The organism is Clostridium sp. 1001271st1 H5, from assembly GCF_005845215.1.
GTDB lineage: Bacteria > Bacillota > Clostridia > Lachnospirales > Lachnospiraceae > Enterocloster.
The window spans coordinates 204,952-221,074 of record NZ_SPHO01000011.1 but is presented as its reverse complement, the minus strand read 5'-3'; the positions used below and the strand labels follow the sequence as shown (position 1 = coordinate 221,074).

11 protein-coding genes are annotated in these 16,123 nt (G+C 52.8%); 10 read left to right on the top strand and 1 reads right to left on the bottom strand.

Translation table 11 applies throughout. The annotated features are described in order from the left end of the window. Window positions 1-285: 285 nt before the first annotated feature. The 3 genes from FGS84_RS17955 to FGS84_RS17945 are packed head-to-tail and all read left to right on the top strand — an operon-like array spanning window position 286 to window position 3,159. Entirely contained in the window at window positions 286-1,347 is a 1,062-nt protein-coding gene (locus FGS84_RS17955) for a C4-dicarboxylate TRAP transporter substrate-binding protein (protein WP_138309816.1), read from the top strand. Window positions 1,348-1,387: 40 nt separating this feature from the next. Further along, window positions 1,388-1,870: a TRAP transporter small permease gene (locus FGS84_RS17950; RefSeq protein ID WP_138309815.1), complete on the top strand. Its 483-nt coding sequence runs from the start codon at window positions 1,388-1,390 to the stop codon at window positions 1,868-1,870. Beyond that, window positions 1,870-3,159 (top strand): TRAP transporter large permease, encoded by a 1,290-nt coding sequence (locus FGS84_RS17945; RefSeq protein ID WP_138309814.1) that lies wholly within the window; start codon window positions 1,870-1,872, stop codon window positions 3,157-3,159. Before FGS84_RS17950 ends, FGS84_RS17945 begins: the two co-directional genes overlap by 1 nt. Window positions 3,160-3,221: 62 nt before the next feature. Here FGS84_RS17945 and FGS84_RS17940 read toward each other — a convergent pair whose 3' ends face one another. Beyond that, complete coding sequence (locus tag FGS84_RS17940) at window positions 3,222-4,865, bottom strand: GGDEF and EAL domain-containing protein (protein WP_138309813.1); 1,644 nt, start codon at window positions 4,863-4,865, stop codon at window positions 3,222-3,224. A 433-nt stretch (window positions 4,866-5,298) separates the two neighbouring features. On the opposite strand from FGS84_RS17940, the gene FGS84_RS17935 reads away from it, so the two are divergent. The 7 genes from FGS84_RS17935 (at window position 5,299) to FGS84_RS17905 (ending at window position 16,093) form a co-directional block, all read left to right on the top strand. Beyond that, window positions 5,299-6,657 carry an 8-oxoguanine deaminase gene (locus tag FGS84_RS17935; protein ID WP_138309812.1) on the top strand — a complete coding sequence of 453 codons (1,359 nt, stop codon included), beginning with the start codon at window positions 5,299-5,301 and terminating at the stop codon, window positions 6,655-6,657. Window positions 6,658-6,862: 205 nt separating this feature from the next. After that, window positions 6,863-8,080 (top strand): NEW3 domain-containing protein, encoded by a 1,218-nt coding sequence (locus FGS84_RS17930; RefSeq protein ID WP_138309811.1) that lies wholly within the window; start codon window positions 6,863-6,865, stop codon window positions 8,078-8,080. Window positions 8,081-8,116: 36 nt separating this feature from the next. Then, window positions 8,117-9,127 carry an ABC transporter ATP-binding protein gene (locus FGS84_RS17925; protein ID WP_138309810.1) on the top strand — a complete coding sequence of 337 codons (1,011 nt, stop codon included), beginning with the start codon at window positions 8,117-8,119 and terminating at the stop codon, window positions 9,125-9,127. Next, entirely contained in the window at window positions 9,045-10,109 is a 1,065-nt protein-coding gene (locus FGS84_RS17920) for an ABC transporter permease subunit (protein WP_243130010.1), read from the top strand. The genes FGS84_RS17925 and FGS84_RS17920 overlap by 83 nt, the downstream gene beginning before the upstream one ends. Window positions 10,110-10,259: 150 nt before the next feature. Beyond that, window positions 10,260-10,946 carry a response regulator transcription factor gene (locus tag FGS84_RS17915; protein ID WP_138309808.1) on the top strand — a complete coding sequence of 229 codons (687 nt, stop codon included), beginning with the start codon at window positions 10,260-10,262 and terminating at the stop codon, window positions 10,944-10,946. Next, window positions 10,946-12,193: a HAMP domain-containing sensor histidine kinase gene (locus FGS84_RS17910; RefSeq protein ID WP_138309807.1), complete on the top strand. Its 1,248-nt coding sequence runs from the start codon at window positions 10,946-10,948 to the stop codon at window positions 12,191-12,193. Before FGS84_RS17915 ends, FGS84_RS17910 begins: the two co-directional genes overlap by 1 nt. Window positions 12,194-12,256: 63 nt before the next feature. Then, window positions 12,257-16,093, top strand: coding sequence for an ATP-binding protein (locus FGS84_RS17905; RefSeq protein WP_138309806.1), 3,837 nt, complete (start codon window positions 12,257-12,259; stop codon window positions 16,091-16,093). Window positions 16,094-16,123 lie beyond the last annotated feature (30 nt).

Sequence of the window (16,123 nt, the reverse complement as noted above, 5' to 3'; positions counted from 1 at the left end):
CTGACTGTAAATATATGATGTGTTGAATTGCCCCTAAAGAATTATGGTGTTAAAGTCCAAAGACGGGTCTTGAAACAATGTCAAAATGAAAGCGGAAAAAACCATAAACTTTTTTGAAAATTCTTAAATTGTGAAGATTGCATAAAAATGGCGTTAAAAATCTGTTAAACTTTTTTGCAAAAAATGCTTGATGGAAAATATGTAAACGTTTATACTAAATAAGTAAAATATGTAAACGTTTAGCGAATGGCGTTACGCTGGACAACTTAAGGAAAGGGGATAACTATGAAAAAGAGAGTTTTATTAGCAGGTGTTCTCACAGCAGCAATGATGACAGTAACTGCATGCAACGGCATGCCGGGTATGGGAAATGCCCAGCCGGCTGCAACACAGGCCCAGGGAGGGGACAGCAGTGAAGCTGCCGCAGGCGATGACAAGGTATATGAATTAAAGATTTCCACTTCCCAGACAGAGCAGGCCCTGATTACCAGGAACTACCAGAAGCTGGCGGATGTGTTAAATGAGAAATCAGGCGGCAGGCTGAAGGTAAGCGTATTCCCGTCCGGCCAGCTGGGCAGCGATGAGGATGTGCTGGAGCAGGCCATCCAGGGCGCCAATGTGGCAGTCAACACAGATGCTTCCCGTATGGGACAGTATGTGAAGGACTTCTCCATCCTGATGATGGGCTATTTTGCTGATAACTATGATGAGTGCTATAAGATAACTCAGACAGATACATTTAAGGGCTGGACAGACACCCTGTCCAAGGACCATGGCATCAAAATCCTGTCCTTTACGTTCTATGACGGCCCCCGTCACTTCATGACCAACAAGCCAATCAACACACCGGATGACCTGAAGGGCATGAGAATCCGTACCATCGGACAGGAAGTATGTACAGAGACCATCCAGGCCATGGGCGCCACCCCGATTTCCATGTCATGGGGCGAGGTTTACAACGGTATCCAGTCCAAGGCATTGGAGGGCTGCGAAGCACAGAACACGTCTACCTATCCGTCCAGACTGTATGAAGTGTGCAAGTATCAGTCAAAGACCGGCCACTTCCAGCTGATGCAGGGATTAATCTGCGGCCAGAGCTGGTTCGAGAGCCTGCCTGAGGATTTACAGACCCTGCTGGTTGAGACTTCCATTGAGGTTGGCCAGGAGACGGCTGCTGATGTTATGACTGAGGCTGACGAGGCTGAGAAGGCAATGGTTGAGGCAGGAATGACCATCGTAGAGCCGGATATTGCTCCATTTAAGGCAGCGGTTGACCCGGTATATGAGAAACTTGGATATGCTGAACTGAGAGATAAACTGTACAAGGAGATTGGCAAGACCAACTAATCCGCAGGTACTTTTCGCAATACAGAAAGGAAGCTTTTAAATGAAAAAAATTTCTGCTGTTATTTTAAAGACAGAGGAGCTTCTGGCCGGTGCAATGTTATGCATGATTGCCGTTCTGGTGTTCTGGTCCGCAGTGGCCAGAACCGTCGGAATGCCGGTGAACTGGGCTCAGGACGTTTCTTTGCTGGCATTTGGATGGCTGACCTTTATCGGCTCTGATATCATCATCAAGAGCGGCGGCCTGATTCGAATCGACATGCTGTCCAACCGGTTCCCGAAATCGGTACAGAAGACTCTGATGCTGGTGTTTGACGTTTTCATGTTGCTGTTTTTGCTGATTCTGATTGTTTACGGTTTCCTGCTGGTGTCCCAGAGCTGGAACCGCACCTTCAATACCCTGAAGATGAGCTATGCCTGGTGTACCCTGGCGGTGCCGGTGGGCTCCCTGCTGATGTTCTTCAGCATGTTGGGCAAGATGCTAGGCGATATCAGGAAACCAATGAAAGAATGGGGGGTTAATTAATGTTAAGTGCAGTTGGATTTTTCTTGATTCTCCTGTTCCTTGGAATGCCCGTGGCCTTTGCAATTGCAGTGTCCGGATTTTCCTTTTTCCTGATGAGGCCGGAGATTCCATGGACCATTCTGGTGCAGAAATCCCTGTCCACCACCCAGTCCTTTACCATGCTTGCCATTCCGCTGTTCATTTTTGCCGGCAACCTGATGAACAACACAGGCATCACATCCCGTCTGGTAAAGCTGGCAAACGTACTGACCGGACATATGTACGGTTCCATCGGCCAGGTATCTGTGGTTTTATCCACCCTGATGGGCGGCGTATCCGGTTCCGCTGTGGCGGACGCAGCCATGGAGTGCCGTATCCTTGGGCCTGAGATGACAAAGAGAGGCTATGCGCCTGGCTGGGCCGCTGCCATTAACTGTCTGTCAGGACTGATTGTGGCCACGATTCCGCCTTCCATGGGCCTGATTCTCTACGGTACCGTGGGCGAGGTTTCCATTGGCCGGCTGTTTGTAGCCGGATTCCTTCCAGGCATCATTATGTGTATCTTTATGATGATTGCCACCTCCTGGTCCGCACGGCACTACGGATATAAGCCGGACCACGACAAGCCTTCACCTCCAGGCGTTATCATCAGGTCCTGTATTGAGAGTATATGGGCCCTGCTGTTTCCCATCCTGCTGATTGTGCTGATTCGTTTCGGTGTTATGACGCCTTCAGAATCCGGTGCCTTTGCAGTATTTTATGCGCTGTTTGTAGGTATCTTTATTTACAAGGAACTGAACCTTGAGAAGTTTAAGAAGTGCGTCATTGACAGCGTAAAGGACCTGTCCGTGATTACCATGATTCTGGCTTTCTCCGGCATATTCAGCTACGGCGTTGTATTTGACCAGCTGCCCAAGACCCTGACCACTCTGCTGGTGGGCCTGACCAGCAATAAATACATACTTTTGCTGCTGATTTTAATTATGCTGACCGTGTTCGGTATGTTCATGGAGACAACGGTTATTACCCTGATTGTTACTCCCATCCTGATTCCGATTATCACACAGTACGGCATTGACCCGGTTCACTTCGGCATCATCATGATGACCATTGTTACCATGGGCTGTTCCACGCCTCCGGTTGGAGTTGCGCTGTACACCTGTTCCAATATCATGGACTGTTCGGTGCAGGAGACCACGAAGTATTCCCTTCCGTTGTTCATAGCTATCATGGCAACGCTGGCTATCTGTGTATTCTTCCCGGATTTGGTGCTGTTCCTGCCGAATATGATTTACGGTACAAGTATGTAATCCAGTGTTTAGTAAGCCCTGTACGGGCCGTCTCACAGGGGCGGTCCATGCAGGGCTTTCGGCTATCCATATATCTTGAATATCTTTTTCTCAAATTCATCAGCCGGCATGGGACGGTCAAAGAAATAGCCCTGGAGCAGGGAGACAGGGAATTTGCTGGTGATATCCAGTATCTCCCCGGTCTCCACACCTTCCACCACAATGTTGATTTGGAGTTTCCTGCACAGGTTCACCACACATTCCACAATAGCCAAATCCATGGTATTGTCCGGGGTTAAGTGCAGGGTAAAGGAATGGTCAATCTTCACAGAGTCCACGGGAAGGTTGCGAATCAGCAGCAGGGTGGAGTAGGCAATCCCAAAGTCGTCCAGGGATATGCAAAAGCCAAATGACCGAAGCTTCTCAAAGCACCCGGCCAGGGTGTTGAAATCATCCACCTTAGAACTCTCTGTCAGCTCAATGCAGAGAAATCCGGGATTCAGCTGATAGTCATTGGCTTTCTGAATCAGATAGTCCACAAATCCGGAATCCTTAAACTGAAGATAGGATACATTGAATCCAACCATCAGTCCCGGAAAATCCTTCTGCCATTTCCTTGCCTTCTGGAATACCTGGTCCACGATGAAACGCCCCACTATATGGATATCCCCGCTGTATTCCAGCTGCCGGATGACATCAGTGATGGTGGCCCATTTGATGGACGGGTCAAACCAGCGAAGAAGGGCTTCGCATCCAACCGCCCTGTGGCAGGAGGCATCCACCAGGGGCTGGTAATAAAGCTGGAACCCCTGAAACTGATTCTGTATGGACCGGGTCAGTGCATGCTTCAGCTGTATGGTGCGGTTGTGGTGCTCAGCGATTTCCAGGGAGAAGAATACCAGGTTTCCGCGGGAAATCTGTTTGGCATGCTCCAGGGAATGTTCCAGGCATCCCAAGAGCACGTCCCGTTTACTGCCGTATTCGGGATAGAGGACAGCGCCGCCGGATATGCTTAAATGGACTGCCTGTCCGTCGGGTCCGCACAGGTTCCGGGCGGCCAGGGTAATTTCCCCAAAAAGAGCTTCGGTGTCTTTTACGGTTCCTCCGGGGGACAGGATGATAAACTCATCCCCCTCCAGCCGGTAGACATCCCGGTCCGGTCCGCACAGCAGTTCCAGCTTCCGGCTGAAGCGGTAAAGGACATTGTCCCCAAAGCTGTAACCGAATTTATTGATGATTTCACGGAAATGGTCCAGGTCAATGAGAAGCAGGGAGCCGGGCTTTCCGGTGAAGTCGCAGTTGTTAAACGCATAGATGGTTTTCAGGTTGGTCAGGGGGTCGTATTTGTTTTTGGCATCCAGACGTGTCATGAGACCGGCAAACAGTTTTGGTTTTTGTTCACCGTCCAGAATCAGTGTGCCCCGGCATTCCAGCCACACATATTCACCGTGCCGGTTCAGGGCGCGGTATTCACATTTGTGGTGGGTGTTCCTGCCGGAGAATACCTGTTCCAGGTCCCTGGTATACCGCTCCCTGTCGTCAGGGTGAATGCGCTTCAGCCAGATACTGCCTGCATTTGTCATGTACTCTCCGGGCATGTCAAAATAGTCCACGGCATTTTCCGACCAGCGGGACAGGTCTTTCTTCATGTCGCAGGCATAGATATATACGTGATGGGATGTGGTTGAGAGGGCCTGAAATAAGTCATTGTCCAGGATACTGTTCATAGGGGTACCTACTTTGACCTTTCCTGCATGTATCAATACATGTTTTATACAGCCTATTATAATAAAAAAGGTGGATAGTTACAATATTTTTAGATAAAATAAAGAAAAACGTAATAAGAAATCAGACAAAGGCGGTTTTTTCTATGCAAAAAAATTGTTAGATATGCATAAAAAATTGCATAAAGATTTGCCGCATTGGACATTGATTTCAGCTGAAAAGATTGCTATATTGTTATGGTATCAAATTGTTCTTTGAAAAAATCATATCTATATCGCTGTTTAAAACATAGCTGGGACCACGGGGCATACGTCGGGTATCATATAGACTGAACCGGTATGAGGGTGCATCGCGGACACCCGTGCCGCCGGCAGTATACCAGTCATATAGTCTATGAAACAAAGATTGTTTATGAACTTACATCAGGAGGTAATCATGAAGGGAACCTTACTCGTAAAGAACGTTAAGCATCTTGTTACATGTGACGGGGATGACAGACTGCTTGAGGGTGTGGACGTATTAATCCGGGACGGAGTCATTGCCGGAATCGGACGGGAAGAAGAAACAGCGGGGGATGTGATTGACGCATCTGACATGGTGATGTATCCGGGGCTTATCAATACACACCATCATTTATATCAGACATTCAGCCGTAATTTACCGCAGGTACAGAACATGGAGTTATTTCCATGGCTGAAAACATTATATGAGATTTGGAAGCACGTGGATGGGGACGTGGTCTATTACAGTGCGCTTACAGGCATGGGAGAGCTGCTGAAAACAGGGTGCACCACCTGTCTGGACCACCACTATGTGTTTCCGGGGCAGGCAGGGAACGGGCTGTTGGATGCCCAGTTCGGGGCGGCTGATGCCCTGGGCATCCGTTTCCACGCCACCAGGGGGAGTATGGACTTAAGCGTAAAGGATGGGGGACTGCCTCCGGATAGCGTGGTGCAGACCGTGGATGAGATTCTTAGGGACTCAGAGCGGGCAGTGGAAAAATTTCACGACAAGGGCCGGTATTCCATGCATCAGGTGGCGCTGGCCCCCTGCTCCCCCTTCAGCGTGACGGGAAGGCTTCTGAAGGAATCAGCAGAGCTGGCCAGGAAGCTGGGGGTCAGGCTCCACACCCACCTGGCAGAGACAAAGGATGAGGAGCGGTTCACACTGGAGCATTTTGGGATGCGGCCCCTGGAGTATATGGAGAGTCTGGGATGGATAGGGGAGGATGTGTGGTATGCCCACGGAATCCATTTCACTGAGAATGAACTGAGACGCCTGGCAGAGACAGGAACAGGAGTGGCCCATTGTCCCATTTCCAATATGAAGTTATCCTCCGGCGTTGCCCTGGTGCCCAGGATGCTGGAGCTGGGAGTGCCCCTGGGGCTGGCTGTGGACGGTTCCGCCAGCAACGACGGCTCCAATCTTCTGGAGGAAATGCGGGTGGCCTATCTGCTTCACCGCCTCCAGTGGAGCCGTCAGGCGCCGTCAGCCTATGACATCCTGAAGATAGCCACCAGGGGAAGCGCCCGCATACTGGGAAGGGATGACCTGGGCCAGATAGCGGTGGGCATGGCAGCGGATTTCTTCCTGGTGGACATGAACCGGATGGAGCTGACCGGCGCCCAGTTTGACCCTAAATCCATGCTGTGTACGGTGGGGCTTAAGGGCAGCGTGGATTACACAGTGGTAAACGGGGAAGTGGTGGTCAGGGAGGGACGGCTGGTCCGCGTGGATGAGGAGCGGACCGTGGAAAAAGCCAACTCGGTTGTAGCAGAATACATCAGCCGATAAGTAATTCCTGAATCCGGCTCTGCCGGAGGAAAAGCAGAAGGGGCTGCGCCCGGTGCGCGGCTCCTTCTTTTTGCGGAACGGGTAGAACCACGGCACTGTATTTTTTCACAGTATGTTCAAACTTATTAAAGGTTGGCTAAAGGTTTCTCTATTATGATAGCTGGTAGAAAATACAGATGCCCGTATCGGGCAAAAGGAGGAAATAATGGAGAAAGCAGTGGTAATCAGAAAGGATAAGGCAGGTAAGCAATTTGGATTTCCGGCATTTCTCTTGGCCGTGGCAGCGGTGCTGTTCCTGGTATTCATGGGCGCCCATACGGCTTACGGGGCCGGCGGGCTGGAACTGAATACGGACTACCCCGGAATATCCGTGAAGCCGGGGGATAACCTGAATATTCCCATTACACTGGAGAACTACACCGGAGCCAGCCTGGACGCGGATGTGGAGGTGGCTTCCATGCCCGAGGGATGGGACGGATATCTCCAGGGCGGCAGCTATCAGGTGAGCCGTATCCATGTGAAAAACGGAGGAGACGGCTCCCAGATGACCCTTCACGTGACGGTTCCGAAGGAGCTGACAGAGGGAACCTACACCGTGGAGGTAAGGGCAGCTGCAGGAGAGGGACTTACGGCCAGCCTTCCCATTTCCTTTATGGTAAATGAGATGAACGCCGGAAAGGGAAGCTTTATCTCGGAATATCCCCAGCAGGAGGGTACCACAGGCACTAATTTCACTTTCAGCACCACCCTGATTAACAACGGGCTTAAGACACAGTCCTACAGCCTGTCGTCCAATGCGCCTTCCGGATGGGGCGTGAGCTTTACCCCAACCGGCGAGACCGCTAAGGTGGCTGCCCTGGAGGTGGAGTCAGGGGCCAGCAAGGGCATGACCGTGTCCGTGACGCCGCCCGAGGGTGTTGGGGCAGGGGAATATGACATATCCTGCAGCGCTGTGTCGGCGGAGGAGACATTGGACATCGGCCTGAAGGTGGTCATTACAGGCAGCTACGGCCTTAAGGTTTCCACCCCGGACGGACGCCTGAGCTTTGACGCTTATGCGGGACGGTCCTCGGACGTGACGCTTAACATCACCAACACAGGTAATGTGGACCTGGAAAATGTTTCTCTGAATTCATCCCTGCCAACAGGCTGGACCGTGACCTACAACACGGAGAACAATATCATCCCGTCCATACCGGCAGGAAGCACCACAGAGGTCATCGCCCATGTAAAGCCTTCTTCGGAAGCCGTCACAGGGGATTATGTGAACACATTTACCGCAGCCTGCGAGCAGACCCAGTCCAGCGCTGATTTCAGGGTATCGGTTAAGACAAAGACGGTATGGGGCGTGGTGGCTGTCCTCATCATACTGTGTACAGCCGGGGGCCTGGGCTATGTGTTCCGCAAATACGGCAGAAGGTAGCCTGTATGGATAAATCGCTGGAAAGGGGCCATTGTTATGGATTATGAAGAAATGATGATACGGACCGAACATCTGTCCAAATCCTATGGGGATAAGACAGCGGTCTGTGATTTGACACTGGAAATCCGGCGGGGAGAGATATTCGGGCTGCTGGGACCAAACGGAGCAGGAAAGACCACCACCACCCTGATGCTGTTAGGGCTGACCGAGCCTACCGGCGGCAGCGCCTGGATAAACGGAAAGGACTGTGCACGGCAGGCCATTGAGGTCAAGGGGATGGTGGGTTACCTGCCGGATAATGTGGGGTTTTATTCCGATATGACGGGGCGGGAGAACCTGCGTTTTACAGGACAGCTGAACGGACTGTCCGATGATGTGACAGACAGACGGATGGAGGAACTTTTGGAAAAGGTGGGGATGACGGAGGCGGCCGACCAGAAGGCAGGCACCTACTCACGGGGCATGAGACAGCGTCTGGGAATCGCGGATGTCCTGATGAAGGACCCCAAGGTGGTTATCATGGATGAACCCACCCTGGGAATCGACCCGGAGGGAATGCGGGAGCTGATGACCCTGATACGCAGTCTGGCGGAGGATGATAAAAGGACCATCCTCATATCCTCCCATCAGCTATATCAGATTCAGCAGATTTGCGACCGGGTGGGACTCTTTGTGGATGGAAGCCTCATTGCCTGCGGGCGGATTGACGAATTGGCGGGCCAGATGCGCCGGGAAGGACATTATGCCCTGGAGGCAGCTGCTTTTCCCGATGACAGCGGATTTGAGGAATTGTTAAGGAACCTTGGAAACGTGGAACAGGTGGAGCGGACCGGCGATTTTTACGTGGTCCATTCCAGGTCGGACCTGTGCAGGGAGCTGAACCGCAGGGCCCTGGAAAAGGGCTATACCCTGCGTCATTTAAGACAGCGGGGAAATGACCTGGATGAAATTTACCGCAGATATTTTGAGAAAGGAGAGCAGAAAAATGGTGGTGTCAATCAAAAGAAAAATAAAGGATTCCTTTCTTTCAGCAGGCAGCAGCGGTAAGAATGTAACCGGCGCAGACACAAAGACGGGACCGGGCAGGGGCATGTCCGGCATGACGGCCCTGTACCGCAAGGAGATGTCGGACCATATACGGAGCAAACGGTTCCTGATAGTGCTGGGGCTGATACTGCTGACCAGCTGCGCCAGCATATACGGGGCCTTAACCAGCCTTTCGGATGCAGTTGCATCTGATTCCAGCTATATATTCCTGAAGCTGTTCACCTTAAGCGGAAGCTCCATCCCTTCCTTTACCTCCTTTATTGCGCTGTTGGGGCCGTTTGTGGGGCTGAGCCTTGGTTTTGACGCAATCAACAGCGAGCGCTCCGAAGGCACCTTAAACCGCCTGGTGGCGCAGCCCATTTACAGGGATGCGGTCATAAACGGTAAGTTTCTGGCAGGCGCCACGATTATTTTCCTAATGGTCTTTTCCATGGGACTCATCGCAGGCGCCGTGGGGCTTCTGGCCACAGGGGTGCCGCCTGCTGCCGAGGAAACAGGACGGGTGCTGGTGCTTTTGTTCTTTACCTCTGTCTATATCTGCTTCTGGCTGGCGCTGTCCATTCTCTGCTCCGTGCTGTGCCGTCATGCAGCCACCTCTGCCATGATTGTGATTGCGCTGTGGATTTTCTTTGCGCTGTTCATGACGCTGGTGGTGAGCATTGTGGCAAACGCCCTGTATCCCATGGGGCAGACTGCATCCGCTGGCCGGATTCTGGACAATTACAGCTGCCAGATGAGCCTTAACCGCCTGTCTCCCTATTACCTGTACAGTGAGGCGGTGTCCACCATTATGAATCCCATGGTGCGCTCCACCAACATTATCCTGCCCCAGCAGCTGTCCGGGGCAATCACCGGGTATCTGTCGCTGGGACAGAGCTGCCTTCTGGTATGGCCCCATCTGACGGGCCTGCTGGCGCTGACAGCTGTGGTGTTTGCAGCTTCCTATATCAGCTTTATGAGAAGGGAGATTCGGAGCAGGTAAAGGAAGCATACAGGCGGCGTGCCTGTTTCCGTGGTACAGGTTTGTGAATTAATTGTGAAATCCACCTCTGTTCTCTTGCGGTTCGTACAGAATTGAGAGAGAATACAGGTGGATTTTTTACATATGACTCAATACAGGGAGATGATATAGATGAGGGTTTTGATTGTGGAGGATAACAGGCGGCTGGCAGAGTCCATCCGCGATATTTTAAAGCACTGGTATGACTGCGATATCTGCGGAGACGGCAGTACCGGCTGCTGGCTCTTAAAGGACGGCGGCTACGATGCAGCCATTCTGGACCTGATGCTGCCCGGAATGGACGGAATCACCCTGTTAAAGGAAGCCAGGAAAATGGGGTGTCCGGTTCCCGTGCTGATACTGTCAGCCAAAAGCGAGCTGGAGGACAGGGTGACTGGGCTGGAGTGCGGCGCTGATTACTATTTGACAAAGCCCTTTGACATGCAGGAGCTGCTGGCTGTGATGAAGACCATACTGAGGCGCAGGGGGGAGATGATTCCCGAAAGCCTGAACCTGGGCAATATCTCCCTGAGCCAGGCAGACTACACCTTAAGGGGACCGGACAAAAGCATACAGCTGGGCAAGAAAGAGTACGACATCATGCGGATTCTGATGGTGAACCGGGACATGGTGGTTTCCAAGGAAACCCTTTTGTCCAGGGTGTGGGGAAATGATGCGGAGGCAGTGGAGAACAACGTGGAGATTTACATATCGTTTCTGAGAAAAAAGCTGGATTTCCTTAAGGCGGATGTGATGATTGTCACCATACGCAAGCTGGGATACAGGATTGTGGAAAAGAACAGCAGGGAGGTGCTGTGATGAAGGAAATAGGCAGGCTTCGGCTTAAGTTCATTATTTATAACATGCTGGTGGTGACAGCGGTCATAGGCTTAACATTCTGCGCAGTGACCTCTGTGGTGAAACGGAGGGTCAATGACCAGGGGAGCCTAGCCCTGTCCAGGGTGGTATCCCGGGAGGAACATCCCCTGATATTTGCAGCCTTGTCCCCGGTTCAGATTCCGTATTTTACTGTCCTGGTGGGAGAGGACGGCATGGTGACGCTGGGGGAGGGATATGACGCCTCCTGGGAACCGGGATTTCTGGAACAGATGGCTGTCCTGGGCATGACCGGGGAGGAGGATATGGGAATACTGGACGCGTACCATCTGAGATATTTAAGAGTCAGCCAGCCGGCAGGACATATGATTGCATTTGCAGACACCTCCTATGAGGATTCGCTGAGGAACGGGGTTATGAAATACGGGGGCATGGCCTGCGTGGCTATCTGGCTGGGATTCTTTGGGCTGTCCTATTTCTTTTCCCGGTGGGCTGTGAAGCCGTTGGAGGAATCGGTCCGCATGCAGAAGCAGTTTGTGGCGGATGCCTCCCATGAGTTAAAGACCCCGCTGACCGTGATTACGGCCAATGCAGCGCTTTTGCAGGAACGGTATGCAGGCGTGTCGGCGGAGACGGACAAGTGGATGGAGCATGTGAGCCAGGAGTGTAAGGAGATGCGCTCCCTGGTGGAAAGTCTCCTGCTTCTGGCCAGGAATGATGCCTATGTGCCAAAGAGGGGAGAATTTGTCCGGTTTAGCTTAAGCGATTTGGTCATGGAGAAGATACTGACCTTTGAACCTGTATTTTACCAGGAGGAGAAGGTGCTGGAGTATAAGATAGAGGATGATGTGATGATGATGGGGAACCCCTCCCAAATGGGGCAGTTAATCAGGGCACTTATGGACAACGCGGTAAAATATTCCGTGCCAAGGGGACGGACAGAGGTATGGCTTAAGCCGGCCGGACGAGGCAGGGCAAGGTTGTGGGTGTGCAGCCAGGGAGAACCCATACCCGAGGACAGGCGCAGGCTGATTTTCAGAAGGTTTTACAGGGATGACAGCGCCAGGAGCAGTACAAAGGGCTATGGCCTGGGGCTGGCCATAGCGGCAGAGACAGCCAGGAGCCACAGGGCCGTAATCGGGGTGGAGTACAGGGATGGGATGAACTGTTTTTACGTTACCGTGAAAAGGAAACGTCCTTTTTATTTTGGCGGGAATGTGATAGAATGATTTTATATATGGAAATAAGTACGCAGAGGGCTGCCGGCGGCAGTCTAAGGGGAGGACTAGGAGATGGGAGAACAACCGCGGGATGCGGAGAATACCACCAGAGCCTTTTTTAAGGAATACATGGTAAACCGAAATGTGGAAGCCACGCTTGGCTGGCTGACGGATGATGTACATTGGATAGGCACTGGGAAGGGTGAGTATTCCTGCGGGAAGGAACAGGTCCTTAATGCTCTGGAACAGGAGTTTTCACTGGACCCGGATGCCTACCAGCTTATATGGGAGGATATCCGGGAGAACCGTCTCACCCCAGACTGCGCTGTTATGCAGGGCAGGCTTACTGTGGTGCGCACCCTTCCTGACGGGAAGGAATTTGCCATGGGCGCGCGCCTGACATCCGCCTGTGTCCGCACGGCAGAGGGATTCCGCGTGGCATCCATCCATGCGTCCGCCCCGGCCGGTATCCAGGAGGAGGGGGAGTTCTTCCCCCTTTCTTTTGCAGAATCCGTCAGCCGGGAATATGCCCGCCGCATGGGCAGAAGCGCCCTGGAGCTGCTGGGAAAGAATATTCCCGGGGGTATGCTGGGCACCTATCTTGAGTCCGGCTTTCCTCTGTACTATGTCAATGACAGGATGCTGGCTTATCTGGGATATACATATGAAGAGTTCAGCCAGGCCACCCGGGGCAGGGTGGCTAACTGCATCCATCCCCAGGACCGGGAAAGGGTATACGGGGTTATACAGGAAGCCTTTGGAAAATCCCGGGATTACGAGGTGCGCTACCGCATACAGAAAAAGAGCGGACAGTATATCCATGTGTATGAGACTGGCAGCTTTGCCCAGGCAGAGGACGGAAGGGACATCTGTCTGTGCGTTGTCCGTGATATATCCGCCCAGGTGGAGGCAGAGGATAGGCTGAAGCAGGAGAACCTGGAAAAGGAACGCCAGGCCAGCCGGTATGACCAGTTGTTCCAGTCGGTTCTGTGCGGCATCATGCAGTGGAAGGCGCTGGACCGGGAACACATTGTGTTTAAAAATGCCAACCGGGAGAGTATACGGATTCTGGGATATGAGCCGGATGAGTTCTGGGCCCGCGGGGCCTGGCACTGGAAGGAGCTGATTGCAAAAGAGGATTACCGGATTAAGATGAATCAGATGGATTGCCTGGAAAAGGCAGGCGACAGCATGAACTTTGAGTACCGTGTCCGCCAGAAGGACGGAACGCCCTGCTGGATACTGGGAAAACTGGAGATGATACAGGATGGGGACGGGGAACTGATTGTGCAGAGCGTGTTTCTGGATATTGACACACGCAAGCGCACCGAACACCAGAACCAGCAGCTGAAGGAGCTGGCCGAGGCCAACAGCGCTATCCTGAACATGGCTCTGGAGCACACCTCTCTCTGCGAGTTTTACTATTATCCGGACCGCCGGACCTGTATCATTCCGGACAGAACCAGCGCACGGTATCAGTGCGGCAGCCGGTATGTGAATATGCCGGAAAGCTTTGCAGAGGAAATGGTGGCGCCGGAGGGCCGCAGGGATTTCATCAGGATGTATGAGGATATCCACAGCGGGAAACGGACTGCCTCGGTTCAGTTCCTTACTGTTAATGGGTTGTGGTGCCGCGTGACCATGTCCGCTGTGGAATATGGAGAGAACGGACAGAACGGGACCGTGCTGGGAATCATAGAGGATATAACAAAGGAACAGACCATGGCCCTGGCCCTGGAGGCGGCTAAGTCCAGGGATTCCCTGACCGGCCTGTGGAACAGGGAAGCAGGAACCAGAATAGCCCAGGAGTATATGGCCAGAAAACCCCAGGGAGAGCGCTGCGCCCTCATGCTTCTGGATATGGACAATTTCACCCGCATTAACCAGGAGGAAGGCATTGCCTTTGCCAATGCCGTGCTTCAGGAGGTGGCCGATGTTCTGAGGGCCGAAACAGAGCCGGATGACATAAGGGTCCGAATGGGCGGCGACGAGTTCATGCTGGTGTTAAAGGGCAGGGGAAAGGCAGGGGCAACCGTTACAGGTCCCCGTATCGCGGCCAGGGTCAGGGAGCTTTTGCTTCAGTCGGACAAGGACATCAGCATATCGGTCAGCATCGGCATGTGCGCCACTGAGGTGGTGGACGAGTACAGCGGCCTGTACCGCTGTGCGGAGAGCACACTGAAATATGTGAAGGAAAACTGCCAGGGCAGGGCGGCCTGTTATCTGGACACCTCCAATGAGCTGGGGGAGATGCTGACAGACCTGTATACGGAAAAGCACCAGCTCAACACCATAGAGCAGGACCTGACCGAGCAGAGGGAGGACCTGGTGTCCTTTGCACTGGACCTTTTAGGAAAGGCCAGGAACCTAAACGATGCAGTACAGCTGCTCTTTGCAAGGCTGGGCAAGTCATATGGTCTGGACCGGGTATCTCTTCTGGAGGTGGACCGGGATTATCTGACCTGCCGTTTCAGCTACCAGTGGGCCAGGGATAAGTCGGACCTGCTGATGCATAAGACTTTTTACATAACAAGGGAGCAGTACGAGCAGTGGCCCGGCCAATTTGATGCAACAGGGCTGAGCAGGAACGCTGTCCATAGGGAGTCGTCCATGACTTGTCTTCAGGCGGCCATCTGGAACCAGGGCATGTTTGCCGGCACCCTGAGCTTTGAGGTGAAGGAGGAGGGGTATGGCTGGAACGATGAGCAGAAGAAGCTGCTGGAGGAGCTGAGTAAAATCATTCCTTCCTTTGTGATGAAGGCCAGGGCGGATGCGGTGAGCCAGGCCAAGACGGATTTCCTGTCGCGGATGAGCCATGAGATACGTACGCCTCTTAACGCCATTGTGGGCATGACTGCCATAGCCAGGAATGTGGCGGACGACAGGGAAAAGGTGCTGGAATGCCTGGATAAGTTAGAGACATCCAACCAGTATCTTATCAGTCTAATCAATGATATCCTGGACATGTCGCGCATTGAGAGCGGAAAGATGGAGCTGAATGTGCAGTCCACGGACATGGAGGAGTTTGTCAAATCCCTGGAGGGCATGATGCGGCCTCAGGCGGAGCAGAAGGGATTGGGGTTTGCGGTGGAAAACAGCTGCTGCAGGGGTCTGTTCCTTGTGACGGACCGCCTGCGCCTGGAACAGGTGTTGATAAATATTATCGGCAATGCGGTGAAGTTTACAGAACAGGGGGGGACTGTGGTGTTTTCCGTCACGCCGGATGGAAGAGGCCCCGGCGGACAGCGTCTTACCTTTTCCGTGAAGGACACAGGCATCGGCATTGCGCCGGAAGCCCTGGACAGCATTTTTAATGCCTTTGAGCAGGCGGAGAGGAATACCTCTGTCAAATACGGGGGAACAGGGCTGGGACTTGCCATTTCCAGCCGTCTGGTCCAGATGATGGGCGGCACGCTGGGAGTCCGGAGTGAGCCGGGAAAGGGCTCGGAGTTCTTCTTTACCCTGTGTCTGCCCATTGGAATCAAGGATGTAAAGGCTCCGAGGCACAGGGAGCCGGAGCACCATGATTTCCATGGAAAGCGTCTGCTGGTTGTGGAGGACAACCAGTTGAACCAGGAGATTGCACAGTCCCTTCTGGAGATGGAGGGGTTTCTGGTGGAGACAGCGGAAAACGGGCAGGCTGCCCTGGATGCGTTCACGGACCATGAACCGGAATATTACGACGCGGTGCTCATGGATATCCGTATGCCTGTGATGGACGGAATTGAGGCCACCAGGCGCATCCGCACCATGGAACGGCCGGATTCCAGGACCATTCCCATCATTGCCATGACAGCCAATGCCTTTGACGAGGACAGCAGGAAGTCACTGGACAGCGGCATGAACGGCCACCTGTCCAAGCCCATCCGCGTGGAGGAGTTGCTGCGGATGCTGGATGCATGTATGTAATTGGATGCTGTTGTGGATATTAGATAAAAA

Excerpts from the sequence above, each read along its gene's own strand:
- FGS84_RS17945 (WP_138309814.1), top strand. The coding sequence starts at position 1,870 with ATGTTAAGTGCAGTTGGATTTTTCTTGATTCTCCTGTTCCTTGGAATG.
- FGS84_RS17950 (WP_138309815.1), top strand. The coding sequence starts at position 1,388 with ATGAAAAAAATTTCTGCTGTTATTTTAAAGACAGAGGAGCTTCTGGCC.
- FGS84_RS17955 (WP_138309816.1), top strand. The coding sequence starts at position 286 with ATGAAAAAGAGAGTTTTATTAGCAGGTGTTCTCACAGCAGCAATGATG.
- FGS84_RS17930 (WP_138309811.1), top strand. The coding sequence starts at position 6,863 with ATGGAGAAAGCAGTGGTAATCAGAAAGGATAAGGCAGGTAAGCAATTT.
- FGS84_RS17905 (WP_138309806.1), top strand. The coding sequence starts at position 12,257 with ATGGGAGAACAACCGCGGGATGCGGAGAATACCACCAGAGCCTTTTTT.
- FGS84_RS17915 (WP_138309808.1), top strand. The coding sequence starts at position 10,260 with ATGAGGGTTTTGATTGTGGAGGATAACAGGCGGCTGGCAGAGTCCATC.
- FGS84_RS17935 (WP_138309812.1), top strand. The coding sequence starts at position 5,299 with ATGAAGGGAACCTTACTCGTAAAGAACGTTAAGCATCTTGTTACATGT.
- FGS84_RS17940 (WP_138309813.1), bottom strand. The coding sequence starts at position 4,865 with ATGAACAGTATCCTGGACAATGACTTATTTCAGGCCCTCTCAACCACA.
- FGS84_RS17910 (WP_138309807.1), top strand. The coding sequence starts at position 10,946 with ATGAAGGAAATAGGCAGGCTTCGGCTTAAGTTCATTATTTATAACATG.
- FGS84_RS17925 (WP_138309810.1), top strand. The coding sequence starts at position 8,117 with ATGGATTATGAAGAAATGATGATACGGACCGAACATCTGTCCAAATCC.